Below are 18,651 nucleotides of genomic sequence, written 5' to 3'. Positions count from 1 at the left end.
TATCTACTTCTCTTTTTCTACCACCAGTTTTAGCTCTTGGAATTAAAGGTTCTATTAGTTCCCACTGTTCTTTAGTTAGGTTGCTGGAGTATACTTTACTCATTGCTCTCTACGGTTCTGTATTTTTGTATTTACAGATTATACCCTGAGAGCTTTTTTTACTCAACTTCTAACTTTTCAAACACCCTCTAAAGCAAAGAAATCAGATTGCTTTACAGCGTTACCAGTCAATTGTTCCGAAGGTGTGTAACCGGGAGAATTAAATCCGGTAACTCCACCTTGCTGAATCATGACTGTGTTTGTCACCTCTCTAACCGTGCCAAAATCAATTAATACTAGTTGAGTATCTCCAACCCTCAACATGACGTTAGATGGTTTGATATCTCGGTGAAAAAAGTTTTTATTATGGACTTGTTCTAAAATAATCAGTAAATCTTTCAACCATTCTATTGCTGTAGTTTGATTAATGGGACGCAAACTATTTTTTTTCATATACTCATGTAAGTTTTCTCCCTCAATCTTTTCCATTACGAAACAATGAATTGGGGTTTTGCTGTTGCGAGAATAATGTTCAAAATAAGCGCCTGGTTCTACTTTGGGAATACTCGGATGATTAAGTTGACTTAAAACTTCGGCTTCTTGTTTAAATGCTTCTATGGCTTTCTGGCTATTATTAGTTAAGACTTTGAGAACTTTGGTTTTATTGGTTCTGACTTCATTGATTTCAAATGTATCACCAAAACCACCACCTCCCAGTCTAACTACTACCCGATAGCGGTTTTGTAGCAACAACCCTGAACCACAGGTTTCACAAAAGAGGAGATTATCTGGATTTTGCGGCTTTGAGCAGCTAGGATTGATGCACAGGCTCATAATCTTGGTAAGTAGCACACTTATCCGATATTCTACCTTAATTTACTCAAAATAAGCAGCACATTGGTAGGGTGCGTCAGACTGGATAAATCCTGCAAATAAACAGATTGTTGATATCTGACGCACCATAGAACAGATTTTTAGAGATGCAGGAGTTAGAAACCGCGTCTACACAGACAAAACTCACCTGCGTGGGTTAAATTAATATTTTGTGAAGCTGGATTGAGGGCGATCGCTTATCATAGAAAGTACACTCAAAACGGCTTGATTCTTTGAATCTAAAGGTAGGGGTAAAGCATGAGCTAAACCCCTACACTACACATCTAGGTTCTTTATTATTTTGCAAAAGTTTATATCTCACACGTGTTGAGTATATATGAACGACAAGTTAGTTAAAAACTAGCCAAATCATCAGGAGCAGTTTTAACCCCCCAAATAATTTTTGTAACAATTGCCACTATTTTTGAAATCGGTCTGGAAAATCAATTAATTGAGTTGATGATATATTTATCAAGCATCAATAATTAGGGTCTGCTGATAGCGTAGCGTGGCGTTAGCCATATAAACCTAGAACTGAGATATATCAAGAGTTTGAAAGTGAAAAAGGTAAATCAGGTGCAAGGAATCAGGGTGGAAATTCGCAAAAACCTATCACTTGGATTCAATACTATTCTTCTCTTCTTCTAATTCTGACTCCTAGCCCATGACTTACGTCACGCCGCGCTATCACAGACAACTTTTTCAGCAACCCCTAATTCATAAAACTTTAACTATCTATTGATGAAAATCACAGCTACTCAGCGAAGAAAGTGCTATGGTAAAGGAAACAATTGGGCATTTACGATTTACACTCACTTAAGTATTACATAGGTGAGTTGTTATGTAAAAAAACTGATCAACTCGAACCGTATTTGTTAACCGACAAATAAAATATCTAACTGATCATTAACAAAAAACCAAAGGTAGATGAATTATCAAGGTTATTAGGATAAAAAAACTAGCAAACATCAGAAAATTCTGATTGATAAACTGTCAAAAACACAACTATTTCAGCTAATATACATGAACCAATCTGCGAAACGTTACTCACCGCTCCAAGCTGCCCTGATTGGTGGAGCGATCGCCACAACTGCTACTATATCTGTATTTGGTCAAGCTTGGACACGCTGCGTTCATGCTGCTTTACAAGATAGTCCGAAAGCATTAGTTGACCAAGTTTGGCAGTTGGTGAATCGTGAATATGTTGATGGAAAATTTAACCAACAAGATTGGCAAGCAGTTCGCCAAAGTCTATTAAGTAAAGACTATACTTCTAAAGACGAGGCTTATGTAGCAATCCGCGAGGCTTTACAAAAGCTAGGTGATCCCTACACCCGGTTTATGAACCCCAAACAATATGAATCCCTGACAAACCAAACATCTGGGGAAGTGTCCGGGATTGGGATTCGGATGCAAATCAACGAAAAAACCAAACGCCTCACAGTTATAGAAGCCATAGAAAACTCTCCAGCCCTCAAAGCTGGACTGAAATCAGGCGATGAAATTTTGGCAATAGATGGCAAATCTACCCTAAAAATGACAGTAGAAGATGCCTCAAAATTGATTCGTGGTCAAATAGGTACTTCTGTTAGCTTAGATTTAGAAAGACCAAATAACAAATTTAACGTTAAATTAACCAGGGCAACTATAGAAGTTCCCACAGTCCGGTATACCCTCAAACAAGAATCTGGTCGCCGAGTAGGGTATATTCGGTTACAGGAATTTAGTTCCCATGCCGCGGATCAAATGCGGGTAGCTATTCGCACTTTAAAAGCCCAAAAGGTTGATTCCTACGTTTTAGACTTGCGAGGTAATCCTGGTGGTTTGTTAAATGCGAGTATAGAAATTGCCAGAATGTGGCTAGATGACGGTCATATCGTCAAAACTGTAGACCGCAAAGGATCAAGTTCTCAAACAAAAGCCAATCAGACAGCTATTACCAAACTACCTTTAGCCGTGTTAGTGGATGGTAATTCCGCTAGTGCTAGTGAAATCCTCACCGGCGCACTCAAAGATAATAAACGGGCTGTAGTTGTTGGTAGTCAAACCTTTGGTAAGGCTTTGGTGCAGTCAGTCCATGAACTAGGCGATGGTTCAGGTTTAGCTGTGACTATTGCCCATTACTATACACCCAATGGTACAGATATCAATCATAAAGGGATTGCCCCCGATATCAAGCTAGACCTGACTCAAACCCAAGAACGTCAATTAGCTTCTAATCCGAATTTAATCGGTACAAATAGCGATCCCCAATATGCCCGTGCTGTTGCTGTGCTTTCTAGTGGCAAAGTAGCACAATCAGTGACAAATGAAGATCCTCAGTCCATTAGTGTCAATGCGAAAGACTTGAAGTTTTAGCATTCATTGTAGGTTGGGTTCAGCCCACAACCCAACCTAAGAATCAAGAGTTAATGAATAAATTGCCTATCTTCTTCTGCTACCGAAACCGGAAGAACGACGACTGGAAGAACGTCCACCACTACCAAAACTACTACCAGAATTGCGTCGGGTAGAGCTAGAGTTTCCAGAAGGACGAAGGGTATTAGAACCAAAACCAGAACCAGAAGCTCGTCCATTTGTGCTGGTGCGGTTCGCGCTTCCTGAAGAGGAATTTCTGATGTTTCCTGTGGTGCGGAAAGCCGTGCGATTTCTCACCGCTGCGGGTGGTTCATTGTAGCGAGAACGGTAACTAGAAACAGCCGAGTCATAGTTAGAACCATAGCCACCGTAACCATTCATAATGCCACCGGGCTGATACACGGGGGGAACATAATATTGAGGTCTAAATAACATACTGCTAATAGCTTGACCTGCAACATTCCCAACTAAAGCTCCGGCAAAAGGGGCCCAAAAACTGCTTTGCTGACGGACAATGACAGTTTCTGGTTGTCCGGTTTGGGGATTGTTTCTGGTTTCGGTGACGTTGTGGATGTACTCCAGTTTGAAGTCTTCAGTCATGTATAAGATTGGCTGACCATTTTCTACTTTTAAGTAAGTTTTCTTACCTGCTTTGATTTCATCATCGGTCAATCGTGCCATTTGTAGCTTTTCTGTGGCAAAGCTGGGGGGAGTGTTATTGAGTAAAAACAAGGTATACTCACCATTGGCATCGTTGTATGTACCCTGTTGTACTTCATACTGACCATCATTTAACTTGGTAGGAGTAGCAGTTTGGCTAATGTTCTTACTTGAAGAATTAGCGTTGTTTCCTCCTCCGCAAGCAACAGTTGTTAAGCACAAAGTCAAGGCTAAACAAACAACTGTAAATTTACGTAGTATACTGATAACCATTGTGTTCATGTTTGTTTTCGGGTACTTATTACAGACTAACGAATCATTTACAGGGGAATCAATTCTGGATAATATTGCAATAATTGATCACTGGAAAGTTCATCGCCTAATTGGGCTGGAGAAAAATGCACTTGGATAGCGTCGAGCTTATGTTTGTAGTGTAGATTAATTAGGGCTTTAAAGGCATCTTTCAAAGCTTGGATGTTGGACAAATCGGTTTCTAACTCTGGAACTTCCCCTCTATAAGCGACTGTAATCATGACAACGATGTTACGAGTGACAGGAATGGATAAGGGCTGATTTGAGGAATTTAAATCCAGATTAGCTCCATATCTTTCGGCTGAGTCTGTGAATAATTCATTGATATAATCTCCTGCTTCCCCTTCATCCCAAAAGACATCACCTTCATTGGCAGAAGCCAACCAATATTCGTCAAGTCTAAGAAAAGTTTCGCATATTTCCACCAATCCTTCCCCTAAAATCTCCATCTCACCTTCAGAATCAATCGCCGCTCTGGCGGCGCGATTGAGAGTGCCTAAGATTGGTGCTACGTCACCTCCCGCTAAATGCAAAAACAACCGACAGACAACATAGCGAGTTCTGCCTATCATTCGATTAAAAGTATCACGCATTTTTTTTTCCTGTGGTTTTAGTAGATTAGTTCAAAATTCTGAATTACCTCTATATCCTACCCACTAACAAGGAACAACTAACAATTAACCAATACAGTAAAATTCTTTGATAAAATCTGCAATTACGGAAAAGTCAGGTATGGTGTATGCTGGCTTATCGGATATCTCTTCATTGTTGGTAAATTTTTTCCCAAATTGAGGATGATCGTAAACTGTCAGATTTTTAGAGTGAGAATTTGTTAATACTGTTCTGGTAGGTGCTTTGAAAAAACTTAGTTTTTGGGCTGCTTCTAAATTTTTGTTGGTTTCTTCAATTATCTTGGCTTTTCTCATCGCTTTCGATAAAAAGATGATTAGTTGTTTGACTATTTTGATGGACTTAAGATCCTGCTGTTGGATAATTTGCAGGCTGGGGGGAGTAAGATTAAAAAATTCTTTGGCTTTTTCTGGGGTAAAATTCTGAATGATTGAGCGATCGCCATTGCTGGAAAGATCAACCCATTGGCAAATAATCCCTTCTATTTTTAATCCGAATCAGTGTGTGCCATGCAGTTTAGCCCCGGTTAATGTTGCTCCAGATAAATCTGCACCATTCCATTCGACTTTAATTAATTTTGCTTGGGTTAAATTGGCATGAACAAAACTCGTATTGGTCAAATTAGCATTGGTCAAATCTGCCCGCACTAAATTGGCAACATTGAGACTGCATCCGTTAAGAATTGCATCTGTAAGATTTGCACCACTCAATCGAGCTACATTCATTTGAGCATTAGTTAAATTAGCTTTACTGAGATTAATTCCACTTAAATTGGCTACGCTCAAGTTAGACTTACTCAGGTTAATGCCACTAAGATTAATGCTACTAAAATTTGATTCTGCCAGATTAAGACCACTAAAGTCTAAAACCCCTTCTGAATATTTGGCGATTAGTTCTGCTTCTAAATTCATGAATCTACCCTGGTATTGCCAACTTTAGGAGTTGGAGTTGGTAAAGTATCGAGAGAACAAGTAAAAATTAAATTTTCAAAATCAAGATGAAAATTGGTATTGTAGGACTGGGACTCATTGGTGGTTGTTTAGGTTTCGATTTACGATCGCAAGGACATTATATTTTAGGTGTCAGCCGTCGTAAATCAACCTGTGATCAAGCAGTTAAACTTGGTAGTGTGGATCAAGCATCGTTAGACTTGAGCTTGTTGGCATCAGCAGACGTTGTATTTATTTGTACCCCTATAGGACTAATAGTCCCCCAAGTAAAAGAATTAATAACTCATTTACCAAAGACTACCATTATCACTGATGTTGGTTCAGTTAAAACACCCATAGTGGAAACGATTTCTCCTTTGTGGGAAAATTTTGTTGGTGGTCATCCTATGGCGGGCAAAACCGATGTCGGGATAGAAGCAGCACAGCGAAATTTGTTTGTCAATCGGCCTTATGTATTAACGCCAGTGGAGACAACACCCAGTGATGCTGTGATAATTGTAGAAGAAATTGTGCGATCGCTCGGTTCGGTTATCTACCATTGTCAACCAGAACAACATGATCGGGCTGTGAGTTGGATTTCTCATTTACCTGTAATGGTGAGTGCCTCCTTGATTGCAGCTTGTTTAAGTGAGAAAGATCCAGAAATTGCTACATTAGCCCAAAATTTTGCTAGTTCAGGGTTTCGAGATACAAGTAGGGTTGGGGGAGGAAATCCCGAATTAGGAGTCATGATGGCCCAATATAATCGCCAAGCATTATTACATTCTCTTCATCAATACCGCGAAAATTTGTCTGAGTTTATTCATATAATTGAGCAGGAAAAATGGGAATTGTTAGAGGAAAAGTTTAAATTCAATCAGCAAGCGCGTCCTGATTTTGTTGGAGTCAGGAATCAGGAAGAATGATCCAGAACTTGAAAAAGTGCTTGATTTGAAATATAAATGAGGGCGCTGTCCCTGCGCCCCTACGGCTTTATTGCGATTTATACATTAAATCGGAATAATAGTACATCACCTTCTTGGACAATATATTCTTTTCCTTCACTTCTGACTAAGCCTTTTTCTTTGGCTGCACTCATGGAACCATGAGTTACTAAATCATGATAAGCTACAGTTTCTGCCCGAATAAATCCCCGTTCAAAATCAGAGTGAATGACTCCTGCGGCTTGAGGTGCAGACATCCCGGCATTGATTGTCCAAGCACGGGTTTCTTTCGGTCCACAGGTGAAATAAGTCCGTAATCCTAAAAGGGTGTAAGTTGCCCGAATTAAGGATTTTAAACCACCTTCTTTCACACCTAAAGATTCCAAAAAGTCAGCTTTATCGGCTTCTGCTAATTCGACTAATTCCGCTTCTACTTGGGCAGAAACTATGACAACTTGGGCATTTTCAACCGCCGCAACTGCTCGCACTTTTTCGACAAAATCATTACCTGTAGCTAAGTCTTCTTCAGAAACATTAGCAGCGTAGATAATGGGTTTATTGGTAAGTAATCCTAATCCCTTAATAATTTCCGATTCCTCGGCATTTAAACCAACTTGACGAACAGATTTACCCTCATTTAAAGCGACAGCTAATTTTTCCAGAATTTCTATTTCCGATTGTGCATCCTTGCTGGTACGGGCAAGTTTACGAGTTCTTTCAATCCGTTTTTCAATTTGGAATAAGTCCGATAAACCAAGTTCTAAATTAATGATTTCAATATCTCGTGCTGGGTCAACAGAACCAGCTACGTGAATGATATCATCATTTTCAAAACAACGCACAACATGAACGATCGCATCAACTTCCCGAATGTGGGATAAAAATTGATTACCCAGTCCTTCTCCTTGACTTGCACCTTTAACTAAACCGGCAATGTCAACAAATTCAACACGGGCAGGGATAGTTTGCACTGAGGTGGCAATTTTGGCGAGAACGTCTAACCGGTCATCGGGGACTGATACCATACCAACATTCGGTTCAATGGTGCAAAATGGGAAGTTAGCGGCTTCAGCTTTAGCGTTAGCGACTACAGCGTTAAATAGGGTTGATTTTCCGACGTTGGGAAGTCCGACAATTCCGGCTCTTAGCATTGCAAATTTTAGATTTTGGTTTCAAGTATAAGGATAATTCAAACAGGAGGATGGTTGGAGTTAATTCACAAAAAGACTTTCATCCCTCCTACATTTGGCAGGTATGTTGGGAATTATCCATAATAGCAGGTGACAGGGAACAGGGAACAGGTGACAGTGCGAGAAGCCTCTTTATGGATTAGTTGATGTCCTAACCGCCTTGTCTATGGCTATAAATATGCAAAATTGCCTGAGTCCTTGTTTTTATTAAACCCGACAAAAATAGTCGGGTATGTTTGACGTGGATTTTGCCTCGTGTTAGTATCATTCCAAAGTTGACGGATACCCAGGGAAAGCAAGATTATGACTCAGGCGATTACAAACCTCAACCAAGCGAACACTTCTATTCTCAAGGCTTTGAAGTGTAAAGAGTGTGGAGCGGAATACGAACTCAAAGCTACTCATGTATGTGAGTTGTGTTTTGGACCGTTGGAAGTCAAATATGATTACAATGTTCTTAAGAGCTTAGTTAGTCGAGAAACTATTGAAGCCGGTCCTAATTCGATTTGGCGCTACCGTCACTTTTTGCCCGTTGCTACAGATAATTTTATAGATGTAGGCACAGGGATGACTCCATTGGTGCGTTCCCACCGTCTGGCTCGTCGCCTGGGTTTAAATAAACTTTATATTAAAAATGATGCCGTGAATATGCCCACCCTGAGCTTTAAGGATCGGGTGGTGTCAGTGGCACTAAGTAGAGCCAGAGAATTAGGTTTTACGACTGTTTCTTGTGCTAGTACAGGTAATTTAGCAAATTCTACCGCGGCGATCGCTGCTCATGCCGGTTTAGATTGCTGTGTATTTATTCCTTCTGACCTAGAAGCTGGTAAAGTTATCGGCAGTTTGATTTATAGTCCAACTCTGATGGCTGTGAAAGGCAACTATGATCAAGTTAACCGTCTTTGTTCGGAGGTTGCCAATACTCATGGTTGGGGCTTTGTGAATATTAACTTGCGTCCCTACTATTCCGAAGGTTCTAAGACATTAGGTTTTGAAGTTGCAGAACAACTAGGTTGGGAATTACCAGATCATATTGTTGCACCTTTGGCTTCTGGTTCTCTGTTCACCAAAATCTATAAAGGTTTCCAAGAATTTGTAGAAGTTGGTTTAGTAGAAGCCAAAGATGTCCGTTTCAGTGGCGCTCAAGCAGAAGGTTGTTCCCCCATTGCAACAGCCTTTAAAGAAGGTAGAGACTTCATTCAACCAGTTAAACCTAACACAATTGCTAAATCAATTGCGATCGGCAACCCTGCAGACGGCGTATATGCTGTAGAAATAGCCAATAAAACCAACGGTAATATTGAATCAGTTAATGATGCCGAAATTATCGAAGGTATTAAACTCTTAGCAGAAACTGAAGGCATCTTTACCGAAACCGCAGGTGGTACAACCGTTGCTGTTCTCAAAAAATTAGTTGAAGCTGGTAAAATTGATCCAGATGAAACTACAGTGGTTTATATCACTGGTAATGGTTTGAAAACCCAGGAAGCAATTCAAGGCTATATTGGCGAACCTTTGACAATTGATGCCAAACTAGACAGTTTTGAACGGGCTTTAGAAAGATCCCGCACACTTGACCGCTTAGAATGGCAACAAGTTCTAGTTTAGAAGTTATGGCGGTTAGAAACCGCAGCTACACAAACAAAGTCCGCCTACGCGGACTAAAAAAATGAAGAGTTTGAAACCCACGCAGGTGGGTTTTGCCTATGTAGACGCGGTTTCTAACCGCCAATTTAACGCAATTCTTACCAACCCACTCACTAAAAATTAACGTTTAAACAATGGCTGTCAAAGTTTTAGTTCCCACTGTTCTACAAAAGTATACAGAAGATCAAGCTGTCTTAGAATGTAGTGGTAGTAATATTTCTGAATTGTTTGATTACTTAGAAGCAAACTATCCTGCTATTAAGGGGCGTTTACGGAAGCCAGACGGAGAGCCTTTACGGTTCTTAAATTTCTATGTTAACAGTGAAGATATTCGATTTTTACAAAATACGGAAACACCACTTGAGGATAAAGATGAAGTGAGTATTGTTCCCGCTGTTGCAGGTGGTTGAAATATCTATAAGGGTTTAGGGTATAGGGTTTTGAAAGTCCCAAATTACCCATTACCCAATTTTATGGTTCTTTTAAGGAAAATGCTATTTGCGAGCGATCGTCAATTACCATAGCATTAACCATTACCAATCTAAAATAGATAGAAAGTATCAAATAATCGTTATATATAAATAGTTGTGGCTATGCTCTGGTATGTCAAAATGGAAATAACTGACTACCCCAAAATGAGCAATGGCAGAAGAAACTAATCAAAATCAAGCGGGTGATGTGGGTTCTAATCCTGCTACAACCGCCCCAGAAAAGCCCGCCGCAGACGCAAAAGCCGCCAAAAAGGAAAAGCCCCCGGCGTTGGAAGATAAGCCTTTTGAAGAGTTTATGCAGCAACATTACCTACCAGCGTTACAAGAGGCAATTACTAAAGAAGGTGTACCAGATGTGAAGCTGACTTTTGCCAAGCAGAAGTATTCTATTATTGGTTTTAATTCAGCAGAAGAATGTTGGCAAGTTATCGGTTCTTGGCAAGGGGGACAGCGCCAGTTTAACGTATATTTCCCTGAAGCCAATATTCAAGGTAAAAAGGGATTTTCCTGTAATGAAGGTAAAAAACCAAGTACCTTGGAATCATTTTTAATTGATGAGCGTAAAATTACCCTAGATTTATTGGTATCTCGGTTAGTGTATCGCTTGAATGGACAAAAATGGCTAGGTAGAAATTAGTCAATGGAATAATAAGTCACGACTCCAGAAATGGGGTCGTTATTTTCTGTCATAGTCAAGATCTCCGGGATTTAAGGGTTTACATGACATAACAATTGAAACAATAATTAGTATATTCAAACATGGCTATTTTACATGGAATTTGGGTAATAAATAATCAAAGTAGTTATTTCTTTATTTGGGGAGAAACTTGGCGTTCTTCACAGGTGCATACTGAGGTATCTTCTGAAATTCCTTCCTATCCATTGGCTATGACATCAGTGGAATTAAATCAATGGTTAGAAGTATCTAATTTATCAATTCCTAATTTAATTCAGCCTTCTCCTACTACTAAACAAAGAATTAAAAATAAACCACCGACAGAAACAAAATTACCTACTCATTCGCAAATCGTCTCTTTACCAACTTATTTTATAAAAAATAAAAAATCAGAACTTACAACAATTTTACCAGTTCATTCTGTTAGTGTGGATATAGATTCTCCCTTTTTACAATATTTACAGCCTTGGAAAATTGATGGTTTTTGTTTAACTCCAGCATTAGCAATTAAATTTCTCACATCTTTGCCTTTGAGTGCAAATGATAGTAAAGCGGCTTTATTAGGAGCAGATATTCATTTTTGGGTACATATTTACAGATGGCATTTAGATCTAATTTCTCGTTGTAAGTTTTTACCAACTGTTGAGAAACAAGATAGCAATTTAATGGCCAAATGGCAGATACTTTTAGATAGTGCCATAGATATCACAAGGTTAGAAAAATTCGCCTCACAAATGCCCTTATCTTGTCGCACATATCAACCAACTACCGATAATATCGCAATTGATTTACCATTAACACCCCAAGAATTAATATTATCATTCCTCAATAATATTACAGACCATCAATTGCGGTTAATGGTTGGTTCTCAATCTCCCCTTGAACCTAGAATGATGATGTCTTTACCTGTAACATTACAGCAATGGTTACAAGGATTAATTAATGCAAATAATACAATTGATCAAGCAGGAGGAGAACGTTTAGAAACTACTTTAAAAGCTTGGACGTTACCCTTACAATATCAACTTACAGGCAAAGCTTTATTTAGAACTTGTTTTCAGTTGCTACCTCCAGAAAACGAAGAAGCAAATTGGACTTTAAAATATTTTCTTCAAGCAGCCGATAACCCAGATTTTTTAATCGCCGCAGCGACAATTTGGCAGCAACCTGTAGAAAAATTAGTTTATCAAAATCGCACCATTGAACAACCTCAAGAAACATTTTTGCGAGGTTTGGGTTTAGCTTCTCGATTGTATCCCACAATTACCCCCAGTTTAGAAACCACATCTCCCGAATTTTGTCACCTTACCCCTACAGAAGCTTATGAATTTATCAAAACTGTAACTTGGAGATTTGAAGATAGTGGTTTAGGAGTAATTTTACCTCCTAGTTTAGCAAATCGAGAAGGCTGGGCAAACCGCTTAGGGTTAAAAATTAGTGCTGAAACTCCTCAACAAAAGTCAGGAAGTTTGGGTTTACAAAGTTTATTAAATTTTCAATGGCATTTAGCAATTGGTGGACAAACAATTTCTAAATCTCAGTTTGATAAACTCGTAAAATTAAATAGTCCTTTAGTCGAAATTAATGGTGAATGGGTAGAACTGCGTCCCCAAGATATTAAAACTGCCCAAACCTTTTTTGCTTCTCGCAAAGAACAAATGTCTCTTTCCTTAGAAGATGCTTTACGCATGAGTAAAGGAGATACCCAAGTCATTGAAAAATTGCCTGTTGTGAGTTTTGAAGCTTCTGGTGCATTGGAAGAATTAATTGGGACATTAACTAATAATCAGGAAATTCAACCTTTAACAACTCCTGGTAATTTTACCGGACAATTAAGACCTTATCAAGAACGTGGTGTAGCTTGGTTAGCATTTTTAGAAAGATGGGGTTTGGGCGCTTGTTTAGCGGACGATATGGGATTAGGTAAGTCCGTGCAGTTTATAGTTTTTCTACTTCATCTCAAAGAAGAAAATTTACTAGAAAAACCAACTTTATTAGTTTGTCCAACTTCGGTTATGGGCAATTGGCAAAAAGAAGTAAAGAAATTTGCCCCCACAATCAAAGTTTTAGAATATCACGGTGATAAACGCCCTAAAGGTAAAGCATTTACAGAAGCCGTTAATAAACATGATTTAGTAATTACTAGCTATTCACTCATTCACCGCGATATTAAATTATTAAAAGCAATTGAATGGCAAATAATAGTTTTAGACGAAGCCCAAAATATCAAAAATTCAGAAGCGAAACAATCCCAAGCAGTCCGGCAATTAGAAACCACATTTCGCATTGCTTTAACAGGTACACCTGTAGAAAATAGATTACAAGAATTATGGTCTATTTTAGATTTCCTAAATCCTGGTTATTTAGGGAATAAACAATTTTTCCAAAGACGGTTTGCAATGCCCATTGAAAAGTATGGTGATACTGCTTCTTTAAATCAATTACGTTCCTTAGTTCAACCTTTTATTTTGCGTCGGTTAAAAAGTGATAAAGACATTATTCAAGACTTGCCAGACAAGCAAGAAATGACCGTTTTTTGTGGATTAACTTCTGAACAAGCTACACTATATCAACAATTAGTAGATGAATCTTTAGTGGAAATTGAATCTGCGGAAGGTTTACAACGTCGCGGGATGATTTTAGGATTGTTAGTGAAGCTGAAACAAATCTGTAATCATCCTTCTCAATATTTAAAATTAGCAACTTTAGAAAAACATCATTCGGCTAAATTACAAAGACTCCAAGAAATGTTAGATGAGGTAATAGCAGAAGGAGACAGGGCTTTAATTTTCACACAATTTGCTGAATGGGGTAAATTACTCCAACCGCATTTAGAAAAACAATTAGGACGGGAAATTTTCTTTTTATATGGTAGCACCAGTAAAAAGCAAAGGGAGGAAATGATTGATAGATTTCAACATGACCCCCAAGGACCACCAATTATGATTTTATCGTTAAAAGCTGGTGGTGTCGGCTTGAATTTAACCAGGGCAAATCATGTTTTTCACTTTGATAGATGGTGGAATCCCGCAGTCGAAAATCAAGCCACAGACAGAGTATTTAGAATTGGTCAAACTCGCAATGTTCAAGTTCATAAATTTGTCTGTACTGGAACATTAGAAGAAAAAATAAATGATATGATTGAAAGTAAAAAACAACTAGCCGAACAAGTTGTAGGTGCAGGAGAAGATTGGTTAACGGAAATGGATACAGACCAACTTCGTAATTTATTAATATTAGACAGGAATGCTGTGATTGAAGAAGATGAAGGTTAAAAATATATGACAGAAAATATAGTCCATGACCGCTTATTCAAAGAACTAATATCAACCTTTTTCATACTTTTTAACCCGTCAAAATCCAGTTGCATCAGCTTTGATGTCAAAAATGAGCATAGCACCAGAAGATAGGCCAAAAGTCAAAGCAGAATGTTTAAGGTTATTAGTCACCTTAAAATTAAATCCAGCCAAAATGCAATTGATATCAGGTTTTATTGACACATATCTGAGATTGAATAAGATAGAAAAAGAGAAATTTCAAACAGAAATAGGTACATTAATCAAAGAAGAAAAGGAGGAAGTTATGCAAATTGTCACTAGTTGGATGGAAGAAGGAATTGAAAAAGGAATTGAAAAAGGAATTGAACGAGGAATTGAACGAGGAATTGAACGAGAAAAAAATTTAATTCTCCGTCAAATTAATAGGAAATTTGGACAAATTGATCTAGAGTTAGAAACTGAAATTAGAAGTTTAAATATAGAAATCATTGAAGCTTTGGGAGAGGCAATATTTGATTTAGATACTGTACAAGATTTGCAAACTTGGTTAGAGAATGTTTAAGGTTATTAGTCACCTTAAAATTAAATCCAGCCAAAATGCAATTGATATCAGGTTTTATTGACACATATCTGAGATTAAATAAACTAGAAAAAGAGAAATTTCAAACAGGAATAGGTACATTAATCAAAGAAGAAAAGGAGGAAGTTATGCAAATTGTCACCAGTTGGATGGAAGAAGGGATTGAACGAGAGAAAAATTTAATTCTCCGTCAAATTAATAGGAAATTTGGACAAATTAATCGAGAATTAGAAACTGAAATTAGAAGTTTAAATATAGAAATCATTGAAGCTTTGGGAGAGGCAATATTTGATTTAGGTACTGTGGAAGATTTGCAAAATTGGTTAGATAATCTTTGATATATGAGTAATGAAACCTTACAAGCAAGTCGGGAATGGTGGTCACAAAGGTGGCTAGATTTACTAGATGCTTACCGATTTAAAAAGCGATTAGAACGGGCAAGAAATTATTCTCGACAAGGAAATGTTCTGAGTATTAAATTTAAGGCTGGGAAAGTATTAGCTAGAGTACAAGGTAGTGAAGTAGAACCTTATAGAGTTTCTTTATCTCTTGATGCTTTTAGTGAGGAAGAATGGGGTTATGTGGTGGAAACTATGTCTCAAAAAGCGATTTTTGCGGCTAAGTTATTAGCGGGAGAAATGCCGCAAAATATCGAAGAAGTTTTTATTAGTAATGGTTTATCATTATTTCCCTTTACTCTGACTGATGTTCACAGTAAATGTTCTTGTCCTGATAAAGCTGTTCCTTGCAAACATATCGGTGCTGTATATTATCAATTAGGCGATCGCTTTAGTGAAGATCCTTTTGTATTATTTCAACTACGTGGACGCACCAAAGAGCAAATTATCAGCGATTTACGTCAATTACGCAGTAGTAAAAATGTAGAAAATATTCAGGAAACATCGGCAATTCAACCAGAAGTTTCTGAACATCAATATCCGATTAAAATAGATAATTTTTGGCAATATAATCAGCCATTAGAATCCTCTTTAGTAGTTATTTCACCCGCGGTTAGCGAAACAATATTAGACACATTAGGGACAATTCCTTTAGCCAAAGATGAAGAAAATCCAACTGATTCTCCTGCTGGTGATTTGGTGATGAAATATTTAAAAGCTGTTTATCAAGATGTCAGTCAAAAGGCATTTTTAGCAGCGATGAATGTAGGGGGATGAATATTTTTTAATTATTGTTGATGTCCCCATTGCCTCACAGCCTTTGTGATCTTAACATCTCTTTTAGGGTGCGTCAAAGTTGATAACTCAGTAATAATAAACATATTTTCAACATCTGACACACCCTAAATTGTTATCTAAAATTGGTAGGAAACACCAAGAGAAAAAACAGGATAAATACTCAACCAATCAAGATCGCTTTCTTGTTTTTTCCTTTCTGCTTCGATGTTAGTATTAATTTCTTGTTGTAAAGCAGGTGTTGCATCTGGACCAAATCCAGGTGTTAATAATACTTTTGGAGAGCCAGAAAACATTGCACCTAAATTTGCTGAAAATCCCCAATGTTTACCGGGTTTCACGGCATTACTCCAACCCAGTCCAATATATGGTGCGACACTATTTTCAAAGGAAACTTTAGCGTTCAACGATGTAAGCACAGTTGTGCTGTTATAGTCTTTGTCATTGATCCTAATGGTCACACCATTCTTGGGTTTCCCGGTTCCTTCTAAATTATTATCTTGAAACACCAACCCTCCAGTCAGACGAAAACCACCCTTTTGCCAAGGATGGTAGTCAATTAAGGTAGACACATTAAATAGGTTGAGGTTAGCTTTATAGTCAACATCAGACACAGTAACATCTCTACTTATGCCTAAGCCATTAATGCCTAATTTAGCATTGACATTAGGTGTTATGGATTTTGTGACTGTTGCACCAACACCTAATGTACTAATTTCAGGTGTAATTGCCCAACCGCTAGTTTTTGCAGAAGTTTCACTCTTTTCCCCCGTAGGTTCAGATTTAACTTCCTCTGGCTTTGTTACTGGTGTGGTGACAGGCTGATTAGTACAGCGGGAATTTAAAGGATAATTTTTACAGAACTGATCTAAATCCAGTGGTCTTTTTGCCAGTAAATCACCAGCACTTTGACTGAAAGTTCCTGGTTGAGGAGGAGTCTCACTTTTTTCAGGGGTAATTGACGTGGCAATAACTTCATTTGTAACTGCTGGCTGAGTAATTGATTCTGCAACAACTTCCTCAGCAATAACTACTTGATTGATTGATGTCCCCATTACCAAACCAACAGCAACTGTTAGTACAGACGTGCTGAACTTTAGCTTATTCATTACTTGACCCTTAGTAAGATTTATTTGTTACATTGTATATTAGCAGCAATGTTTAATTATTGTAAGTACCTGTGCAAAATTTATTTTAAATTTTTACTCTTACTTAACAAAATTAAATGTGTTAACTTACACAGAAAACTACAAAAAAAGCCCTTGCGGTGAGGCAAGGGCTATCAAAAGCATGATAAGTAAGTAGGCGAAATTAAGCCCAGAAAACCCTAGTCGAGGTCAGGCATAAACATTACTGGTTCTGTTTCCCGGTTAATACCCTTCTCAAAACCACCAGCAGCAGCACGGGCGCGGCCTGCGTGCCATAAGTGACCAATCAGGAAGAAGAATCCTAAAACGAAGTGTGAAGTCGCCAACCAAGCGCGAGGAGACACATAGTTAAAGGAGTTAATTTCTGTAGCCACACCACCCACAGAGTTCAAAGAACCCAAAGGCGCGTGAGTCATGTATTCAGCAGCGCGACGAGCTTGCCAAGGCTGAATATCATTCTTGATTTTTTCCAAATCAAGACCGTTAGGTCCACGAAGAGGCTCTAACCAAGGACCACGAAAATCCCAGAAGCGCATGGTTTCACCACCGAAGATGATTTCACCGGAAGGAGAACGCATCAAGTATTTACCTAGACCGGTAGGACCTTGTGCAGAACCGACGTTAGCACCCAAGCGTTGGTCACGAATCAAGAAGGTTAAAGCTTGAGCTTGAGAAGCTTCAGGACCAGTAGGACCGTAAAATTCACTGGGGTAAACGGTGTTGTTAAACCACACCATAACGCAAGCGATGAACCCCATTAAGGAGAGCGCACCTAAGCTATAGGATAGATAAGCTTCACCAGACCAAATGGAGGCACGACGTGACCAAGCAAAAGGCTTGGTGAAAATGTGCCAAATACCACCGGCAATACAAATGAAAGCAATCCAGATGTGACCGCCGATAACATCTTCCATGTTATCAACACTAATAATCCAGCCTTCACCACCGAAGGGAGCTTTGATTAGATAGCCGAAGATGATTGCGGGGTTGAGTGTGGGATTAGTAATCACACGCACATCACCACCACCTGGTGCCCATGTATCATAAACTCCACCGAAGAACATAGCCTTCAGCACCAACAACAGCGCACCACATCCCAGGATGATTAGGTGGAAGCCGATGATGTTGGTCATTTTGTTCTTGTCTTTCCAGTCATAACCAAAGAAGGCAGAATATTCTTCTAAGGTTTCAGGACCACGAACGGCATGATAAATACCGCCAAAGCCTAGAACTGCGGAGGAAATCAGGTGAAGTACACCGACAACGAAGTAGGGGAATGTATCAAAAACTTCACCACCTGCACCAACGCCCCAACCCAGTGTGGCGAGGTGAGGAAGCAGAATCAAGCCTTGTTCGTACATAGGCTTTTCTGGGATGAAGTGAGAGACTTCAAACAAAGTCATTGCTCCAGCCCAGAAGACGATTAAACCAGCATGGGCAACGTGAGCGCCAAGTAGTTTACCAGACAAATTGATTAAACGGGCGTTGCCGGACCACCAAGCGAAGCCGCTTGATTCTTGGTCGCGTCCACCACTAATAACTCTATTAGAGAGCGTTACCACGTGGAAGTACCTCCTCTGGGAATACGAACTGTTCGTGGGGTTGATCTTGAGGGGCCATCCAAGCGCGGATACCCTCGTTCAGTAAAATGTTTTTGGTATAGAAAGTTTCAAACTCTGGGTCTTCTGCTGCCCGTAATTCTT

General features: G+C 38.9%; 17 protein-coding genes and 1 pseudogene. 9 read left to right on the top strand and 9 right to left on the bottom strand.

What is annotated here, in order from left to right; translation table 11 throughout:
- Positions 1-177 precede the first annotated feature (177 nt).
- The gene (locus IQ226_RS21705; protein WP_193898844.1) at positions 178-873 is read right to left on the bottom strand and encodes a serine/threonine-protein kinase; all 696 of its coding nucleotides are present in this window, start codon (positions 871-873) and stop codon (positions 178-180) included.
- 1,062 nt (positions 874-1,935) lie between these two features.
- Between IQ226_RS21705 and ctpB the strand changes: the two genes are divergently transcribed.
- Positions 1,936-3,270 (top strand): carboxyl-terminal processing protease CtpB, encoded by a 1,335-nt coding sequence (gene ctpB, locus IQ226_RS21700; protein ID WP_193898842.1) that lies wholly within the window; start codon positions 1,936-1,938, stop codon positions 3,268-3,270.
- A gap of 66 nt (positions 3,271-3,336) precedes the next feature.
- Here the strand turns inward: ctpB and IQ226_RS21695 are convergent, their stop codons facing one another.
- From IQ226_RS21695 to IQ226_RS26050, 4 genes are all read right to left on the bottom strand, one after another.
- The gene (locus IQ226_RS21695; RefSeq protein ID WP_193898846.1) at positions 3,337-4,203 is read right to left on the bottom strand and encodes a hypothetical protein; all 867 of its coding nucleotides are present in this window, start codon (positions 4,201-4,203) and stop codon (positions 3,337-3,339) included.
- 47 nt (positions 4,204-4,250) lie between these two features.
- On the bottom strand, positions 4,251-4,835 hold the full coding sequence (locus tag IQ226_RS21690; RefSeq protein WP_193898840.1) for a DUF1517 domain-containing protein: 585 nt from the start codon (positions 4,833-4,835) through the stop codon (positions 4,251-4,253).
- Positions 4,836-4,919: 84 nt separating this feature from the next.
- Complete coding sequence (locus IQ226_RS26055; protein WP_370567212.1) at positions 4,920-5,168, bottom strand: hypothetical protein; 249 nt, start codon at positions 5,166-5,168, stop codon at positions 4,920-4,922.
- Positions 5,169-5,369: 201 nt separating this feature from the next.
- Entirely contained in the window at positions 5,370-5,783 is a 414-nt protein-coding gene (locus tag IQ226_RS26050; protein WP_370567211.1) for a pentapeptide repeat-containing protein, read from the bottom strand.
- A gap of 86 nt (positions 5,784-5,869) precedes the next feature.
- Here IQ226_RS26050 and IQ226_RS21680 point away from each other — a divergent pair, with 86 nt between their 5' ends.
- Positions 5,870-6,727 (top strand): prephenate/arogenate dehydrogenase, encoded by an 858-nt coding sequence (locus IQ226_RS21680; protein ID WP_193898838.1) that lies wholly within the window; start codon positions 5,870-5,872, stop codon positions 6,725-6,727.
- Between the two features lie 77 nt (positions 6,728-6,804).
- Here IQ226_RS21680 and ychF read toward each other — a convergent pair whose 3' ends face one another.
- A complete protein-coding gene (ychF, locus tag IQ226_RS21675) occupies positions 6,805-7,896 on the bottom strand; it encodes a redox-regulated ATPase YchF (protein ID WP_193898835.1) in 1,092 nt (363 codons plus the stop codon).
- 342 nt (positions 7,897-8,238) lie between these two features.
- Between ychF and thrC the strand changes: the two genes are divergently transcribed.
- The 7 genes from thrC (at position 8,239) to IQ226_RS21640 (ending at position 15,782) form a co-directional block, all read left to right on the top strand.
- Positions 8,239-9,543: a threonine synthase gene (thrC, locus tag IQ226_RS21670; protein ID WP_193898833.1), complete on the top strand. Its 1,305-nt coding sequence runs from the start codon at positions 8,239-8,241 to the stop codon at positions 9,541-9,543.
- Positions 9,544-9,716: 173 nt separating this feature from the next.
- Positions 9,717-9,992, top strand: coding sequence for a MoaD/ThiS family protein (locus IQ226_RS21665; RefSeq protein ID WP_193898831.1), 276 nt, complete (start codon positions 9,717-9,719; stop codon positions 9,990-9,992).
- A gap of 232 nt (positions 9,993-10,224) precedes the next feature.
- Positions 10,225-10,710: a DUF2996 domain-containing protein gene (locus tag IQ226_RS21660; RefSeq protein ID WP_193898829.1), complete on the top strand. Its 486-nt coding sequence runs from the start codon at positions 10,225-10,227 to the stop codon at positions 10,708-10,710.
- Positions 10,711-10,832: 122 nt separating this feature from the next.
- On the top strand, positions 10,833-14,024 hold the full coding sequence (locus tag IQ226_RS21655) for a DEAD/DEAH box helicase (RefSeq protein WP_193898828.1): 3,192 nt from the start codon (positions 10,833-10,835) through the stop codon (positions 14,022-14,024).
- A 112-nt stretch (positions 14,025-14,136) separates the two neighbouring features.
- A complete protein-coding gene (locus IQ226_RS21650) occupies positions 14,137-14,589 on the top strand; it encodes a DUF4351 domain-containing protein (protein ID WP_228039591.1) in 453 nt (150 codons plus the stop codon).
- A 35-nt stretch (positions 14,590-14,624) separates the two neighbouring features.
- Positions 14,625-14,945 carry a DUF4351 domain-containing protein gene (locus tag IQ226_RS21645; protein WP_193898827.1) on the top strand — a complete coding sequence of 107 codons (321 nt, stop codon included), beginning with the start codon at positions 14,625-14,627 and terminating at the stop codon, positions 14,943-14,945.
- Positions 14,946-14,948: 3 nt separating this feature from the next.
- On the top strand, positions 14,949-15,782 hold the full coding sequence (locus tag IQ226_RS21640; RefSeq protein ID WP_193898824.1) for an SWIM zinc finger family protein: 834 nt from the start codon (positions 14,949-14,951) through the stop codon (positions 15,780-15,782).
- 137 nt (positions 15,783-15,919) lie between these two features.
- Here IQ226_RS21640 and IQ226_RS21635 read toward each other — a convergent pair whose 3' ends face one another.
- The 3 genes and pseudogenes from IQ226_RS21635 to IQ226_RS21625 all read right to left on the bottom strand — a co-directional run.
- On the bottom strand, positions 15,920-16,909 hold the full coding sequence (locus IQ226_RS21635; protein ID WP_193898821.1) for a hypothetical protein: 990 nt from the start codon (positions 16,907-16,909) through the stop codon (positions 15,920-15,922).
- 218 nt (positions 16,910-17,127) lie between these two features.
- Entirely contained in the window at positions 17,128-18,510 is a 1,383-nt protein-coding gene (gene psbC, locus IQ226_RS21630; RefSeq protein ID WP_193898819.1) for a photosystem II reaction center protein CP43, read from the bottom strand.
- A pseudogene (locus IQ226_RS21625) lies at positions 18,494-18,651 on the bottom strand (photosystem II D2 protein (photosystem q(a) protein)); the annotation flags it as partial. The gene psbC and the pseudogene IQ226_RS21625, both read right to left, overlap by 17 nt.

The organism is Dolichospermum sp. LEGE 00240, assembly GCF_015207875.1.
Lineage (GTDB): Bacteria > Cyanobacteriota > Cyanobacteriia > Cyanobacteriales > Nostocaceae > Dolichospermum > Dolichospermum gracile.
The sequence above is the reverse complement of the archived record's forward strand: the minus strand, read 5'-3'. Positions and strand labels throughout refer to the sequence as shown.